The 16111-nt window shown below is 37.3% G+C and carries 14 protein-coding genes; 11 read left to right on the forward strand and 3 right to left on the reverse strand.

Annotation, left to right across the window (positions count from 1 at the left end; translation table 11 throughout):
- Positions 1-5 precede the first annotated feature (5 nt).
- Both OWO01_RS14425 and OWO01_RS14430 read right to left on the reverse strand, forming a co-directional pair.
- Positions 6-992 (reverse strand): sensor histidine kinase, encoded by a 987-nt coding sequence (locus OWO01_RS14425; protein ID WP_268781172.1) that lies wholly within the window; start codon positions 990-992, stop codon positions 6-8.
- Positions 985-1680 (reverse strand): response regulator transcription factor, encoded by a 696-nt coding sequence (locus OWO01_RS14430; protein ID WP_268781173.1) that lies wholly within the window; start codon positions 1678-1680, stop codon positions 985-987. The genes OWO01_RS14425 and OWO01_RS14430 overlap by 8 nt, the downstream gene beginning before the upstream one ends.
- A gap of 359 nt (positions 1681-2039) precedes the next feature.
- Here OWO01_RS14430 and aldA point away from each other — a divergent pair, with 359 nt between their 5' ends.
- On the forward strand, positions 2040-3485 hold the full coding sequence (gene aldA / locus OWO01_RS14435) for an aldehyde dehydrogenase (RefSeq protein ID WP_268781174.1): 1446 nt from the start codon (positions 2040-2042) through the stop codon (positions 3483-3485).
- An 895-nt stretch (positions 3486-4380) separates the two neighbouring features.
- Here aldA and OWO01_RS14440 read toward each other — a convergent pair.
- Complete coding sequence (locus tag OWO01_RS14440) at positions 4381-4605, reverse strand: hypothetical protein (RefSeq protein WP_268781175.1); 225 nt, start codon at positions 4603-4605, stop codon at positions 4381-4383.
- Positions 4606-5027: 422 nt separating this feature from the next.
- Here OWO01_RS14440 and OWO01_RS14445 point away from each other — a divergent pair, with 422 nt between their 5' ends.
- The 10 genes from OWO01_RS14445 (at position 5028) to OWO01_RS14490 (ending at position 15475) form a co-directional block, all read left to right on the forward strand.
- Positions 5028-5300 carry a hypothetical protein gene (locus OWO01_RS14445; protein WP_268781176.1) on the forward strand — a complete coding sequence of 91 codons (273 nt, stop codon included), beginning with the start codon at positions 5028-5030 and terminating at the stop codon, positions 5298-5300.
- 216 nt (positions 5301-5516) lie between these two features.
- The gene (locus tag OWO01_RS14450) at positions 5517-6266 is read left to right on the forward strand and encodes a hypothetical protein (RefSeq protein WP_268781177.1); all 750 of its coding nucleotides are present in this window, start codon (positions 5517-5519) and stop codon (positions 6264-6266) included.
- Between the two features lie 190 nt (positions 6267-6456).
- A complete protein-coding gene (locus OWO01_RS14455; RefSeq protein ID WP_268781178.1) occupies positions 6457-7587 on the forward strand; it encodes a sensor histidine kinase in 1131 nt (376 codons plus the stop codon).
- Positions 7587-8219: a response regulator gene (locus OWO01_RS14460; protein ID WP_268781179.1), complete on the forward strand. Its 633-nt coding sequence runs from the start codon at positions 7587-7589 to the stop codon at positions 8217-8219. Before OWO01_RS14455 ends, OWO01_RS14460 begins: the two co-directional genes overlap by 1 nt.
- Before the next feature lie 131 nt (positions 8220-8350).
- Complete coding sequence (locus tag OWO01_RS14465; protein ID WP_268781180.1) at positions 8351-9283, forward strand: ABC transporter ATP-binding protein; 933 nt, start codon at positions 8351-8353, stop codon at positions 9281-9283.
- 12 nt (positions 9284-9295) lie between these two features.
- Positions 9296-10567, forward strand: coding sequence for an ABC transporter permease (locus OWO01_RS14470; RefSeq protein ID WP_268781182.1), 1272 nt, complete (start codon positions 9296-9298; stop codon positions 10565-10567).
- Positions 10567-11670: an ABC transporter permease gene (locus OWO01_RS14475; RefSeq protein WP_268781183.1), complete on the forward strand. Its 1104-nt coding sequence runs from the start codon at positions 10567-10569 to the stop codon at positions 11668-11670. The genes OWO01_RS14470 and OWO01_RS14475 overlap by 1 nt, the downstream gene beginning before the upstream one ends.
- A 657-nt stretch (positions 11671-12327) precedes the next feature.
- Entirely contained in the window at positions 12328-12966 is a 639-nt protein-coding gene (locus tag OWO01_RS14480) for a TetR/AcrR family transcriptional regulator (RefSeq protein ID WP_268781184.1), read from the forward strand.
- A complete protein-coding gene (locus OWO01_RS14485) occupies positions 12966-13868 on the forward strand; it encodes an ABC transporter ATP-binding protein (protein ID WP_268781185.1) in 903 nt (300 codons plus the stop codon). Before OWO01_RS14480 ends, OWO01_RS14485 begins: the two co-directional genes overlap by 1 nt.
- 2 nt (positions 13869-13870) lie before the next feature.
- Positions 13871-15475, forward strand: a complete 1605-nt coding sequence (locus tag OWO01_RS14490; RefSeq protein WP_268781186.1) for an ABC transporter permease — start codon at positions 13871-13873, stop codon at positions 15473-15475.
- Positions 15476-16111: the final 636 nt, after the last annotated feature.

Consider the following 16111-nt stretch of genomic DNA (forward strand, 5'->3'; position numbering starts at 1 on the left):
CTTTGTCACATGCTTGATAGCTCCATAAACGCATTTCGATTAGGAAGAGTTAGCGTGAAATCCGTTCCAACCCCCAATGTTGAGTTAACATCAATCGTTATTTGGAGAGAGGAAGCAACTTTTCTAGCTAAGTATAGCCCCATTCCTGTGGAGGCTTGGTTATTGTGGGTTGAGGTTGAAGTAAAGCCTTTATCAAAGATTCTTGGTAAATCTTGTGTAGCGATACCTTGACCGTAATCTTGGATAGAAAGCTTCTTATGTTGAGCTTCTTCATACCATTTGATCTCAATTGTGGATTCATTACTATATTTTATTGCATTAATAATTATTTGTCGGATAATAAAGGCCAACCATTTCCCATCACTCATAACTTCTGAATTGTTGAGGTCTAAATCAAATCCAATCTTTTTTTGCTGACACCATGTATAGAGTGGTTTGATTTCTTCTGTTAAAAGAGAAGATAGATCAACGGTTTCAATGTATAAATCATTTTCAATAGCAGGCATGCGCCTTATATGTAGCTGTTGATCAAGCAATAAGTGTAGTCGCAACCACTCATAATGTAAGCTCTGCTTAAGAGATCGATCATTAACACGATCTATGACAAGTTGAAGGGCCGTTAAAGGTGTCTTCACTTCATGAATCCATGCTAATAATTGATCTTTTTCTTGTTCTATTTCCATGTGATTTATTGATAAGTGCTGTTCATATTGATTTGAAATAGTTGTTAAGTAATCTGTAACAATTGCTTGAAACGGGCTTACTGGATAATGGTCATCGTTGTGCTCTTCTAATTTTTTATAGAAACGGCTTTCTCGGTGATAACGGACAATGATAAATAGGACCAAAAAAATAAAAGATAGTAAAACGAGATAGGAGATGCCTGCTAAAGAAAGTGTCGGATCAACCAATGCGATTAGTATACTCAGCAATTGTAATCCGACAATAAATGTGATCCAACTGATTCGTTCTTGTAAATAGGTTTTAAACATAATCATTCTCCTCAGCTAAAGCTATATAACCCTGTCCTATTTTTGTCTCAATAAACTGATCAAGCGCAATCACTTCAAGTTTAGATCTTAATCGATTAACATTTACGGTTAACGTATTATCACTAATAAATCGACTATCTTTCCATAACATTTCCATTAATTGATCGCGACTGACAATTTTGTTTTTTTTACTAAGTAAGGCTTGTAAAATAAACGCTTCGTTTTTCGTTAGTTCGATAGAGTTTTCGTTGGTTTCAATAGTGTTTCTTTCAAAGTCAATCGTAGCCCCATGCCATGTTTTTATATGATTCGTTTCTGCATTATAATTATAAACACGTCGAAGTATTGCTTGAATTTTTGCAATTAACACATCAAAATGAAAAGGTTTTTGAATGTAATCATCTGCTCCAAGCTGCATCGACATCACCATATCCGTTGGGTGATCGCGTGACGATAGAAAGATAATTGGCACTTTAGAGTGCGTGCGAATCATTCGGCACCAATGAAATCCATCAAATTGTGGTAATTGGATATCGATAATAACAAGGTCTGGATTGACATTAGTAAAACGATCCATCACTTGATGGAAGTCCTCAACGGTGTGTACATCATAATTCCAAGTCGATAAGCGCTCTTTAATTTCTTGACATAAAGTAAAATCATCTTCTATTAATAAGATTTTTAACACGATTTTCACCACACATTCCCATTAACAATTTTCTTATATTGTAACGAAAGATAGCTAAACTAGCTATTGTTTTATCACAACTATCAAGAGAACTATTAGTTTTACATTAGCTGTAGAAGAGGTGAAAGGTTATTGGTTAGAAGAAATACCTTATTCGTTCACTCCCTTGTCATTTTCACTGAATGAAGTGATCACTATCTATCAAATGATCAAGTATAGTTAAATTCATTCCCCCTTTACTCTGTTATACCAGGTAATTTAGTCGTCTTCTCCTTATACGTATACAAGAAAATCCTCCGAATGTTTAACCCAACCAAACAAGTGGTAAAGAATTGGTAACGAAAAAAGGAGGATTATACATGGAAACACACAAGCTTTATATTAATGGTCAATTTGTACAGTCAGAAGCTACGGAAACAATTGATGTGATCAATCCTGCGACGGAAGAAGTTATTTCTAAGATAGCAAAAGCAACGGAAAACGATGTGAACAAAGCCGTTGAAGCTGCGAATAGTGCCCAAAGAGAATGGGAATTACGCCCTCCGATAGAGCGTGGAGAGATTGTGAGAGAACTAGGGAATGAAATGGAAGCCTATTTTGAAACGTTTGTTCAATTATTGCAAGAAGAGCAAGGAAAAGCCTATGATTTAGCAAAAGGGGAAGTAGAATTAGCGATCGATTATTTCAAGTATATGTCGGAGTGGGCGAGAAGAATAGAAGGGGAGGTTATTCCGAGTGATCGACCTAATGAGAATATCTTTCTATACAAAAAACCAATCGGTGTTGTAGCCGGAATTGTGCCTTGGAATTTCCCTGTGTTTATTTTGGCGCGTAAAGTTGCCACCGCACTGGTTACCGGATGTAGTATTGTATTAAAGCCGAGTCAGCAAACCCCTAACACGGCGTACTTTTTCTCGAAAATGCTTGATGATATGAATATTGTCCCAGCGGGTGTTTACAACTATGTTACCGGGACAGGATCAACGGTAGGAAATCAACTATCTTCTCATGCTGATGTTGATTTAGTATCAATTACTGGAAGTATTGGTGCAGGTACAAAAGTAATGGAAGCAGCTGCAAAAAACATCACAAAAGTGAATTTAGAGTTAGGCGGGAAAGCGCCAGCAATCGTAACGGAAAATGCCGACTTAGACTTAGCTGTTGAAAATATTAAGACATCACGTTTATTAAACAATGGACAAGCATGTACCAATGCAGAACGTGTGTATGTGCAAGAATCGGTTGCCGATACGTTTGTGGAAAAGTTAAAAGAAGCATTTGCCGATGTGACTGCAGACAAGCCGATGAAAAATAAAGATGCGGACATTGGCCCGCTCATTAATGAAGAACGATTGGAAGAAGTCGATCAGATGGTGCAAGATGCAGTAGAAGCAGGAGCGGAGTTAGTTGCAGGAGGCAATCCAGTAGAAGGAAAGTCCTATGGTTATTTCTATCAACCAACGATTTTAACAAAAGTAGAACAAGATATGGACATCATTCAAGACGAGATATTCGGGCCAGTCATTCCAGTGATGACGTACAAAACGTTAGACGAAGCAATAGAATTAGGTAATGACACGGAATATGGACTATCATCTTCTGTTTACACCAATGATCTAAACGAAGCGATGAAAGTAGTGAACCAATTAAAATTTGGCGAAACATTTATTAATCGCGAAAATATGGAAGCTGTTCAAGGTTATCATGCCGGAATGCGTAAATCAGGGTTAGGTGGTACGGATGGTAAACATGGCGTAGAAGACTTCCTTGTCACGCAAGTTGTTTATATGGAGTATAAGCAGTAGAGAAAATAAAAAGTATTCTTGTAAGGGTATTAATGATAGAGTTAAGGCACTGTTCCTCTACAGTGCCTTATTTTTTTCTTTTTATAGGTAAGCGTATACTTTCTGTTTATTATATAAGTACAGTTATTCTCCTAGTTTCATATATGCAAAGCTCACGGGAAATCACCTTCATTAAATTAACGCAACCTGTTTACTGATTAAATAGCTATTTACATAACATTATAACAACCGGTTGGAATGGATAAGTTGCATGCGGGATTAAGAAAAACGACATATACAGAGGAATACTTTTATTTGGTAATTTCGTAAAACATTAAACCGTTTGAGTATTGCGGACAGTTTGAGTCAGTAATTGAGGAATGGTGAACCACTACAAATCTTTCGCTATAAATAGTGTAAATACCGTTGTCCGCGTTTTGAGGAACAATCGCAGGCCTGCAATAAATAATGCCAATAGGCACACCTGCTCAAATATGATAACACGGTCAATCCGATTCTAAGCATTCGCTGGTGAGGCCCCGCCCTCTCCCAGCAAATGCAAAGAATCGGGCGTTACAGTCAATGGCAAGCTTCTCCGCTGTGGCTCTGACTCTGTTTTTTAATAAGCTTGTTTACTATCAGTGTCTCTCGACCTCGCAAATGATGGCCTTATTCTCCGCAATCGATAGCTTAAAACTACGCAGAAGTGGCTCAATTTAAATGCAATAACCATCGTTATTCCTTGTTAAACCTTGAACGGATATTCTGAATCAAAAATGAAGGAAAGTAAAACCCATAGCTCTAATTGGATTAAGGGCTTATACTACCTATCAAAAACTATACTAAAGTGTAAACATAGGTATAGAGTTTTACCAAAAATAAATCGTAATGAATAGAAGCATTTGTGTTTTCTGGGTTAATTGACCCACGGCCACTCGAATGAATGCTTGTACTTGGTAAATAAAACCGATATCTCAGTTTCCTCATAATTATAATTTGAATCAATTGGTCCAACGATGACAGCATAAGAAAGTCCGCTCTCTAACTTTGTTGGAATCTTCGCACTAGTAGAAAAATCTATTTTAGTGTAATCATACATATCAGGAAATATGTAATACTTAAATTCTTGTGGTACATACATTCATTTTAACCTCCTCAAAATATCTTATATGGGGATGATGATTTGGTATAAATTGAACATGGAAATATGTTTCGCCATCTATAGGTAGCAAACTGTACCCGTCAATTATTAACGCTGGCTTAAAATAAATTTTATTAAATATTAATATTGTCAAACCAATAATGAGAATAGAGATTATAGTTAATACTGTTTTTTTCATTTTAAAATCCTTTCTTTTTTAAATCATTATATGATAAATATCAGTTTCTTAAAATATAAAAACATTTTTTTCAAAAAAATTAAAATATATGTATTTTTTATGTAAAAAATGTTACTATACTCATGTAATGAAAAAACAATTATTAGGAGGTAATTACAATGCAGTCAATCTCTAAAGAATCGATAATGAAAAGGTATTTAAAACGAAAACTTTAACGGTCTTATTGCTATTATCATTTTCTAATGTGCTTTCAGCTTCTGAAGTTGACAACAAAATTGAATTACAGGCTAAAGAACAAATATTAAAATCTTTAGAACAATATTCTACAAAAATTACTACAGATTTAGAAATTTTGGAAGAAGTTTTAGAAAAAGAATTTACTCGTTTTTCTGAAAATAATACAGGTACACTAAATTCGAGAAATAAATCAATGTCAAAAAATGAATATATAAAGAAGTCCAAAATCCAAGTTCAAATTTTTGAAGAAATAAATTAAACTGAAATTGTTAACGAAATTATTACCTATGATGAATTAAATAATATTGAGATTATTCCACCTAAAGGTCTAATTGAGAAGTTATCTACTGAGGATTACTTTAAAATCCCCTATTCAGTAGTAATATCAACTCCTGAGCATTTAAGTGTTTTTAATTACGATCAATTTTATATTAAAAATTACGATAAGATAAATGTTGATGAAAAAATAAATATTTTGGATTATATTACTTCAAATAATCTAGATGAAGGATTAGATTTCAATTTTGTTGAGAGTGCTGATCCACATTTGCATTTACATCCTGATAATGTTGATTCTGTATCTACTCTTTGCATTGCTTGTGTTGGTTATTATAATGCCGGTACTACTAGAACAACTGAATGGGTTAATTTAGTTCCAGTACACGCTATCAAAGGTGTAGATGTAATGCTAACAGTTAGTAGTTCTTCTACTACAGCATCTAATTATCAAACAAGAACCGCTTATAAAAGCGGAGCTGCTGAAGTAAGCGGAAGTAGTTCCATATCTTATGGCAGTAAAACAACTTATCCTGTAAGAACAGGAACTACAGTATCATCGAATGGAGTATGGGCAAGAACACAAGTAGAATTTTTGAATACGCTTTGGAAACACCATAACGGTAATCAATATAGAACTAAAAGGGCACATCAATGGATCGGAGGAACTAATTGGGGTGCTTCAATAAGAGGTGGCAATGGAGTGTCTTTCAATTCCGTTTCAGGTTCTATATATCTACCAGGTTCTACTCATACGAGAGAACATATTTCAACCAGAACTAATACTACAGGAGTTAGTTTAACTGCATTTGGGACTACACAGTTTATTTCTCATACTATTGGTAGCACAAGGTCTATTACTTGGGATTACACATTTAAACGGGGACATGGATTTAAAGAGTATAAATTATATAATACACCAACAATTAATAATCTCACTGCAAGATAATATAATAGAGATGAGTTTCGTAGTAAATATTATTACGGAACTCTTCTTGTAAGTTGTAGCACCCCACAAAAAATCTGTATTATCAATGCCACTTCCCTTCTGTCATCAACTTGAAAATTTTCCTTTTGTTCTAGAAAACCTTTTGCTATGCTATGAATAGAGTTATCGGTAGGTAGAGGAGTGAAGTGGAATGCGGTCTTATTGGGTTTGGTTCGGTTTGTTAATTGTTACGTGGTCACTAGCTGGATTGTTCAGTGGCGATATAGAAGGTCTTACCTTTATGGTAGGAAGTGCGCTCTTTTTTGGTTGTTATTTTCTTTCACCATTGCTGGAAAAAAAGCCGTCCTATCATATGTTTTTATTTATTCTCATGAGCATGATTAGTATCGTAGTGTTTTGGCCGTTACATACGACACAGGTTAATTTCTTTGCTCTCCTAATATTCGGATTAATCGGAGGAAAAGCTGCCTATCGATTGAAAAACATACACGCAATTCTTATCGGTACGATTCTTTATTTTGGAGCAATTGTTCCATATGTGTATGGGCCGTTAGAATATTTGTTATCGATTAGTTTGTATGCGATCTTATTAAGTATTGCATTGACAGCATTTCACCAAACCATTGATCATGAACAAAAATTGGTGGAACAACAAGAAGCCCTGAGAAGTGAATTTCGCAAGGTGAAAAGGCAGTTGGTCACGAGTGAAGAATTAGTACGCCAAGAAGAACGCGCACAAATTGCTCGAGATATGCATGATTCGGTGGGCCATAAACTAACCGCACTGTTAATGCAATTAGAGGTCGCCCAAATGCAAACAACGGATTTGGAATCAAAAGATCGGTTGCTTTTGTTAAAAGATTTGGCTCAAGAAAGTTTAGCGGATACAAGAACTGCGGTAAAAACATTGAAAAATGATGAGGTTGGTGGATTGTCGGCAGTGATTCAATTGATACGAAAGTTAGAAGCGGAAAGCAATGTTCGAATTACTTTTTCTGTAAAACAAGGCGCTTTATCTTCGATGCTAACGAACCAACAATCGATCACGGTTTATCGAGCGGTACAAGAAGCACTAACGAATATTATGCGACATAGTAAATCGCGAGAAGCTAGTGTCGCCTTCAGTGTCCCGACTGGTCGTTATTTTCGGTTTCAGATTAGTAATCCAGTTGATAAAACCACTTCTTTTCAGGAAGGGTTTGGTTTAACCGCAATGCGTGAGCGAATCGACCAAATATCTGGGAACTTAGAAATAACGCAGGCGAATGAGGAGTTTCGAATAATTGGCACATTTCCGTTAGCGAAGGGAGAGCAATTGTAATGATTTCTATTTTATTAGCTGAAGATCAAGCGCTAGTTCGGCAAGGATTAAAAATGATGATCGAAACAGATCCAGAACTACGTGTGACGGGTGAAGCGGAAAACGGCAAAGTTGCGATTGATTTGTGTAGAAATAATCATTATGATCTTGTCGTTTTAGATATTCGTATGCCAGAAATGACAGGGCTAGAAGCAGCGCGCATCATTCACCAAAACTGGTCAGAACGAAAAATCCTCATGTTAACGACATTTAATGATGAATCCTATGCGTTGGAAGCGTTAAAAAACGGAGCGAATGGTTATATGTTAAAAGACGCAGATCCCGCAGAATTGATTCGTTCGATTCGAAGTTGTTTGGCAGGTGGATTGTCGATAGAAGATCAGGTAGCGGCAAAGGTCATGCCTGCACTGATGCAGAGGCAACCCGAACAGGAGGTTGATCCGTCCTTAACGAAACGAGAATTAGAGATTATGCTACGAATTGGTCAAGGATTAAGCAATAAAGAAATTGCAGAACAATTATACTTATCGGTCGGAACAATCAAAAATCATATTACGACGATTTTGGATAAATTGGATTTACGTGATCGAACGCAAATTGCGATCTACGCGATCCACCACCATATTGTGTGAATATGACTAAGGTCATGTTCCAAACCATAAGTAATGACTCCAGACAGTGTTTTCACTGTCTTTTTTGTTTTATACTATGCATGGATAATCAAATGATTGGAAGCAAGAAGCCTTAGAAGGAGGTTATACGAATGTTAGAAGTAGAAGGATTAAAGAAGAAATTCAAGACAAATGTAGCTGTAAATGAGGTGAATTTATATTTAGATAAAGGGGAATCGGTTGGTCTGCTTGGACCGAACGGAGCTGGGAAGTCAACAACCATTTCCATGATATCTACTTTAATCAAACCGACAGCAGGAAAGGTTCGTTATCAAGGAAAAAATATCTTGAAAGATCCAAACAGTATCCGGCCGATTTTGGGTGTGGTACCACAAGAAATTGCGCTGTACGAACTATTATCTGCCTATGAAAATGTAAAATTTTTCGGGAAAATTTATGGGTTAAAAGGAAAGCAATTAGAACAAAAAATTGATCAAGTCCTTGAATTGGTTGGATTACAAGATCGAAAAAAAGATTTAGTAAAAACGTATTCTGGCGGAATGAAACGTCGAATTAATATTGCGGTGGCTTTGTTGCATGAACCAGAAATACTAATTATGGATGAACCAACAGTTGGAATCGATCCGCAATCAAGAAGTTATATTTTGGATATGGTTCGTAAACTCAATCAAGAGAAGGGTATGACCGTATTGTATACGAGTCATTATATGGAAGAAGTAGAGCGTCTTTGTGACCGAGTTTACATTATGGATCATGGGCAAATCATTGCATCTGGAACAAAAGAAGAGCTAAAGAGCATCCTGTCTAGTGAAGAAACGGTACTAATTGAAGTGGATCAGACCTCTTCAGCAATGCTAGATGCGCTAAACGAGTTAACTGCTATTCAACAGGTAACAGAAGCTCCAAAAGGGTATAAACTAATCGTTTCTAAAGGAGCCAATGTGTTGGCAGATGTCTTTTCTCTTGCTGAAACGATGGATATCAAGATCACTAGTGCACATGTAGAAGTACCGACACTTGAAGATGTCTTTTTACATTTAACGGGACGGAAATTACGAGATTAGGAGGAGATCCGCGTGTGGAATATTATAAAGAAAGATTTATTGATTATCGCCCGGGATCGTGCTGAACTTCTTGTCTTGCTGTTGATGCCGTTTATTTTGATATCAATATTGGGATTTGCGCTCGGTGGGTTAATATCTGGAAATCAAACGATGCCTGATATTAACGTTGCACTTGTAGAAGAAGATCAATCAGAAACTGGATTTGCTGATTTTACTGCCCACCTACAGACGCTGGAATTGCCAGAGGGAGCAGTGGAAGAACTTGAAGCTTCAGTGACTCTCATAGATCCTATTGAAATGGTAAAAGAATTATTTGAAAATCCAGAAGTCTCTGATGCGATTGAAATCTTTGAAATGAATCGAGCAGAGGCAGAGGAAGCGTTAGCAGAAGATGAGGTTGCGGCAATGGTAACGATCCCGTCAGGCTATACATTCGCAACACTAGAAAAAATGTTTCTGGAAACTGGTGATGGCAGTGAGCTCGAACTGTTGATACAAGATTTTGGTCAAGTGCGGGCCAATGTGATCAAAAATATGCTAGAAAGTTTTGTTACATCGATCAATTTAGAGATGGCTTTAGCTGAAGTGACGGAAGGAGAAAGCAGCCAGTCATCGAATGACAGAGGTGTGTTAGGTGATTCAGAATATTTATCAACCCGTGAACCGGTGACTGCATTTCAATATTATACAATCGGTATGGCGGTTATGTTTGCACTTTATGTTGCTGGTACGATTTCTAGCAATGCAACACTCGAAAAAGAGACAAAAGTGTTTGATCGATTGATGTTAACGGGTCAATCGCCATTAAATTATTTGACAGGAAAAATGATTTCTACTATTTTTATCTCTGTGATTCAACTGGGAATCTTATTTTCTTTATCAACCGTAATTTTTCAAACCTTTGCTGGCGAGTCATTCTTCTTTTGGTTGGGTGTAGGTTTCATTATCTTTGTATTCTCTCTGTCCATCGGAGCAATTGCCGCCCTATTAACAAGCATATCACTTCGATATAATAGTTATTCTGTATCCGGGGTATTCTCGGGTGGTGTCGTTACAATCTTTGCATTTCTTGGTGGGAGTTTTACACAGGTAGAACAAATCTCACCAATAATTCGTGTGCTCGGTAATTGGACGCCAAATGGAGCATCGATGACGTTGTATATGCAGTTATTGCAAGGTGTTGGATGGAATAGCATGTCCCAAATTGTTATTCGTCTGCTCGGTACTACGGTGCTTTTATTTATCCTTGCGATAGGGTTATTTCCGAAAAGGAGGTCCGTATAATGTGGGCAGTATTTGAATTGCAATGGGTACGATTAAAACGGAATCCGTTTCTTGTCTTATCTTTTCTTGGCCTTACGTTTGTTTTTGTCTTTTTATTAGCTGGTTCTCAGGCTGACCAAAAGATGACCGTACACACCTTTACCGACCAGCTATCTGAACCGCAGATGGCGGAATGGCTCGATCTTTTGAATGATTCAGATACGTTAACTTTTCAACAAAGTGATCGAGAAGATGTAGTCGATTTAATCGAAGCTGGGCGAATAAGCTTTGGTTTACATGTAGACGAGGAACAATTTCATTATTTAGTTGGACATCAATCGCATTATCAGATTGCGGTGGATCAACATGTGCAACGCGTTTTTCAAGAAACATTAAGAATTAGGCAGGTGGCTGAGCAAACAGGGATAACCGATATTCAGGGACGAGTTGAAGAGGCGCTGGAACAACCATTAATGAGCATTGATGTGGACGCACTAAAAGGTGATGCTTCACAAGCAGATGCAGAACGGTTTCATGTCGTTATTGGGATGACATTATACTTTGCCATCTATACGATCTTGATTACTATTTCATCGATCATCATTCAAAAGCGAGATGGGACGTGGAACCGATTAATTTTATCCCCGGTCAAGAAAACAAAAATCTATCTCGGTCATCTTTTTTACTGTTTCCTGATTGGGTTTCTGCAAATAGTCGTTAGTTTTGCATTATTCCATTATCTTTTGGGGTATGACTTTGGTGATCAATTTGGGGCAATTGTTCTTGTGTTGATCGTGTATGTCTTTTCGATTGTAGCTTTAGGCATGTTCCTAATGGGATTAATTCAATCACCACAACAATTAGACGCTGTTAACCCAATTGTTGCAACAGGAATGGCGATGCTTGGTGGTGCATTTTGGCCGATCGATCTTATCTCGAATCAAATGATGATTGCCCTTTCGAGAGTGATGCCAATTTTCCATGGCATGGAAGGCTTAAAAGGTGCGATTCTTTTTGATCAAGGAATTACTGAATTGCTTCAACCACTCTCTATCCTATTATTAATGGGTGTTCTCTTCATGGGGATTGGAATTAATTTAATGGAACGAGACACAAAAATATAAGTCATTGAAAAACGCCTTACAACACAAAATTGTTGTGAGGCGTTTACTATAGATTCTGGTATAACAGCAGATCTGATGGTTATTTATTGAAAAGTGTTAGGCTATAGCTTGTCACCATAAGTTCCTTACAAACTATAGCCTCTTCTTGTTTTTTCGAAGGGGTGGGTAGTTTGCCTGGTTTTTCTTACAAGATAAGAAAGATAATATTTTGTTGATGTATCATGGGTTTAGGGTCTTTAAAACTTGAAAACACCGAAATAAGAATCAAAAAAAGAAAAAGAATTTTAAATTGATGTTCTCTAAGGAGTCTGTAAGCATTTCCTTATGTTTTATAAAAGATATTCTCTTCTTGATATTGTTCTTGAAAAATATGGGGAAAACGGAAGTGAAAGACGGCGACTCCAACGGGAAAAAAGCGAGTCCGAAGATCCACTTGGTAAAGTGCTTTTCTTTACCAAGTTAGCTGAGGCCGCACCCGTGGAAAGCGACCGTCTGTAACTGGAGTGCCATGCAGACGCTTTGTAGAAGCTCTTAAAGAACCAGGTGTTTTTTCGGTTTATCATAACAATCTAAAAATAGATTGACCATCCTGGTCTACTTTTGCTATAATGAAACCGACCGATGTGGTCTAAAGTATTCAAAGAAAGGAAACCAACCATGAATGAGAAGTTTTTGAATTTAGATCCACAAAAACAAGCACGGATTATTGATGCAGCGTTACAGGAATTCGGTGAACAAGGTTATGAACAGGCATCAACAAATCGAATCGTGAAAAGTGCAGGAATCGGTAAAGGGATGTTATTTTATTATTTTAAAAATAAACAATCCTTTTACTATTATCTACTGGAATATAGCTTAGATCTTACCCTAAAAGATTTTTTAGCGAAGGTAGATATGGAAGAAGAGGATTTTATTGAACGCCTCTATCAAATGGCACAAGTGAAACTAGCATTGTTCGATAAACACCCAGATATGATGAATTTCTTGGGTACTTTTATGCTCGCAAATGAGCATAATTTACCCAAATCTATTCAAGAAAAATATGAAAAGATACAAGTTCTGGCTCATCAGAAAATGTTCGATGGAATTAACTATCAATTATTTCGTCAAGATGTTGATGTGAAAAAGGCGTTTGATCTGATTCGTTGGTCGTTCGAGGGCTACCAAAATGAGTTAAAAGCAAAATTACAAGGAAAGAAATTCAACGAGATTGATTTAACTCCCTATTGGGAAGAATTTTATGATTATTTAAAACTATTAAAACAAGTATATTACGAAAATGAGGAGGGAAAGTGATGACATTATTGCAAGTGAGTCAATTGACGAAAAAGTTTGGCGGTTTTACCGCATTAGATGGTGTTAATTTAACCGTAAACAAAGGTGAAATTTATGGTTTTATTGGACCAAATGGTGCAGGGAAATCAACGACGATTCGCGTCTTATTAGGGTTACTAAAATCTACTTCAGGTACTGCGAAAATATTTGGTTTAGATGCTTGGGAAGATGCGGTGGAGATTCATAAAAAAATCGCCTATGTACCTGGTGATGTAAACCTTTGGCCTAATTTAACGGGTGGAGAAGTCATTGATCTATTTTTAAAAATGCGTGGCGTAACAGTTGATTCAGCAAGAAAAGAAAAGTTAATCAAGCAATTTGACTTTGATCCGACCAAAAAGTGTCGCACCTATTCTAAAGGTAATCGGCAAAAAGTAGCGTTAATTGCAGCTTTTGCTGCGGATGCTGATCTATATATATTGGATGAACCAACATCAGGTCTTGATCCTTTGATGGAACGAGTTTTCCAGTCTTGTGTGTTAGAAGCAAAAGAGGCTGGCAGTAGTGTGTTGTTATCGAGCCATATTTTATCCGAAGTAGAACGTTTATGTGATCGAGTAGCTATTATTAGAGAAGGGCAAATTATCGAATCTGGTTCGCTTGCTGAATTACGTCACTTAACACGGATTCAATTATCTGTCGAGACCAAGCGAGCGATCGATGACATTGCTTCTGTAAAAGGTGTGCATGATCTGGAAGCAAAGGAGAACGCTTATACATTTCAAGTGGATGGTGAATCACTCGGTGAAGTAATTCGTTATGTTAGTGATTTTGGTGTAAAAAAATTAGAAAGTGCTCCACCGACATTAGAAGATTTGTTTATGCGTCATTATGAAGGAACACAAAGTGAGGGAGGCAAGTAGTTATGGCAAAGCAATCAAGTTATCAAACGGCTCTCTTGTTTCGTTTTTTTTCAAAGCGTGAAGCATTAAAAATAACTACTTGGATTGTATCGATCGTAGTCGTTACGCTCATGGTTGCTCTTGCGTTAAGTGGTTTGTTCCAAAATGATCAAGAACGTCAAGCGATAGCAGAAACGATGCGTAATCCTGCAATGTCTGCACTTGTAGGTCAAGGTTACGGGCTAGATAATTATACGGATGGTGCGATGTTAGCACATCAAATGTTATTAATGACGGCTGTGGTTGTAGCGATTATGAACATCTTGCTCGTTGTGGGATTGACGAGAGCAGATGAGGAAGATGGGCAATTAGAAATGATTCGTGCCTTACCTGTTGGGAGGCTCGCACAAACGAACGCCGCGTTACTCGTCATGGTGGCTACGAATGTTGTATTGACACTTATCACTGCTATATCCTTAGCTAGCTTAGGAATAGAATCGATTGATTGGCATGGTTCATTGTTGTATGGTGTTGTGCTAGGTATCACCGGGATCGTTTTTGGTGTGTTTACACTGTTAGCTGCACAACTTTCCGATAATGCGAGAGGAACAAAAATGCTTGCATTTGCTGTACTAGGTGTCTCGTTTATGATTCGTGCGATTGGCGACGCAGGTAATGAGCTGCTTTCCTGGTTTTCACCACTTGGTATATTATTAGGTACAGAAGTTTATGTGAACAATTATTGGTGGCCGATTGCTGTTTCGGTTATCTTAGCAATTATTATTGGTTTTGTTGCTCTACGCCTTCAACAGACTCGTGATATCGGAGCAGGGTTAATTCGACAAAAGCCTGGTAAGAAAGAAGCCTCTCGCTTTTTGCAAACACCAATCGGCCTCTCGCTCAGGTTACAGCGCACGCCTTTAATAGCTTGGCTTATTGGGATGTTCCTTATCGGTGCTAGTTATGGGTCGGTGCTCGGTGATTTAGAAGGTTTTTTTGCGGAAAATGAAATGATGGTTGAATTGATTGGAGCTGTTGAAGGAGTATCGATGACAGAACAATTTCTCTCCATGCTCATGGTTGTTATGGCGATCATGGGAACGATACCTGCATTAATGAGTCTGTTAAGAATTCGTGGGGAAGAGAAAAAAGAACGAACAGAGCATATCATAGCACGTCCAATTTCACGAATGAAATTATTGATGACGTATTTAGCCATTGCAATCATAACGAGTACGGTGATGTTACTTACTGCTGTGGTCGGCTTAGCAGGAGCAGGTTTAGCGCTACTAGATGTAGAGGTATCTTTTTCTACATTATTACAGGCAATGCTTGCTTATTTACCAGCTGTTTGGATCATGCTTGGATTGGCGACCGTACTATTCGGATTCGCTCCTAAATTTACGAGCTGGATTTGGTTTTACTTGATCTACTCTTTTTTCGTCGTCTATCTAGGAGAATTATTAGAGATGCCGGATTGGCTTGTTAACCTAACACCATATGCTCATATACCAGAACTGCCTGTAGAATCATTGAATTGGTCTTCTTTAAGCTTAATAACGATCATTGCTCTAGGTTTGTATGCGATGGGTTTGTTTGGTTATCGTAGAAGAGATGTGGAAGGATAGGTATTATGCTTGTTTTCTTGGTCCTGAGTCAGAAAGCTAGGTGGTGTTTTGCCTGGTGTTTTTTAATAAACTCCCGCTTAAAAACAACAATAAGATCCTAGGTTGTTTAAGTGGGATGCTATCACCTCAAATGTTAAACTAACAATCATTAGGGAGACCAGAAGTCCTCCCGCGATTTGAGTTTCCTTTTGATCGGATGAAACTGTGTAGGATTAAGAAATAGAAGCAATAGGTACAAAAAAAGGAATTCCAAATTAAAGTTTTATATTGATAAGCCATCTGCTGTCCGAATTCCTCTTATTCGGACAGTCTAGGTTTTGATAAGTATAATATTCATTATCTATTTGCACGCCACTTACTTACTAGAGATTTATAGATAATTAATATAACATCCCCAACTTTTACTTTTCGAGACGCAAGGTTATTAACCTATCGTGGTTTACCGTGTCAAAGAATCTCTCCAGATCAATATTTACATCCAATATGTCCTTTAATCATATATATTTTAACGTCTTTACTATGTCCATTTTCGCATCTTCTTGTCCTGAACCCGTAATTGCATTCGATAAATTGTCTATCAAATATCGGTGTAAGCACCTGGGCAATAGCTTGTTGAATCATACGGTCTTTTACTGT

It is taken from the genome of Natronobacillus azotifigens (assembly GCF_026805325.1).
Classification (GTDB): domain Bacteria; phylum Bacillota; class Bacilli; order Bacillales; family Amphibacillaceae; genus Natronobacillus; species Natronobacillus azotifigens.

Coding starts and splice junctions, on each gene's coding strand:
- OWO01_RS14465 (WP_268781180.1), top strand. CDS start 8,351: ATGTTAGAAGTAGAAGGATTAAAGAAGAAATTCAAGACAAATGTAGCT.
- OWO01_RS14440 (WP_268781175.1), bottom strand. CDS start 4,605: ATGTATGTACCACAAGAATTTAAGTATTACATATTTCCTGATATGTAT.
- OWO01_RS14480 (WP_268781184.1), top strand. CDS start 12,328: ATGAATGAGAAGTTTTTGAATTTAGATCCACAAAAACAAGCACGGATT.
- OWO01_RS14485 (WP_268781185.1), top strand. CDS start 12,966: ATGACATTATTGCAAGTGAGTCAATTGACGAAAAAGTTTGGCGGTTTT.
- OWO01_RS14425 (WP_268781172.1), bottom strand. CDS start 992: ATGTTTAAAACCTATTTACAAGAACGAATCAGTTGGATCACATTTATT.
- aldA (WP_268781174.1), top strand. CDS start 2,040: ATGGAAACACACAAGCTTTATATTAATGGTCAATTTGTACAGTCAGAA.
- OWO01_RS14455 (WP_268781178.1), top strand. CDS start 6,457: ATGCGGTCTTATTGGGTTTGGTTCGGTTTGTTAATTGTTACGTGGTCA.
- OWO01_RS14460 (WP_268781179.1), top strand. CDS start 7,587: ATGATTTCTATTTTATTAGCTGAAGATCAAGCGCTAGTTCGGCAAGGA.
- OWO01_RS14490 (WP_268781186.1), top strand. CDS start 13,871: ATGGCAAAGCAATCAAGTTATCAAACGGCTCTCTTGTTTCGTTTTTTT.
- OWO01_RS14475 (WP_268781183.1), top strand. CDS start 10,567: ATGTGGGCAGTATTTGAATTGCAATGGGTACGATTAAAACGGAATCCG.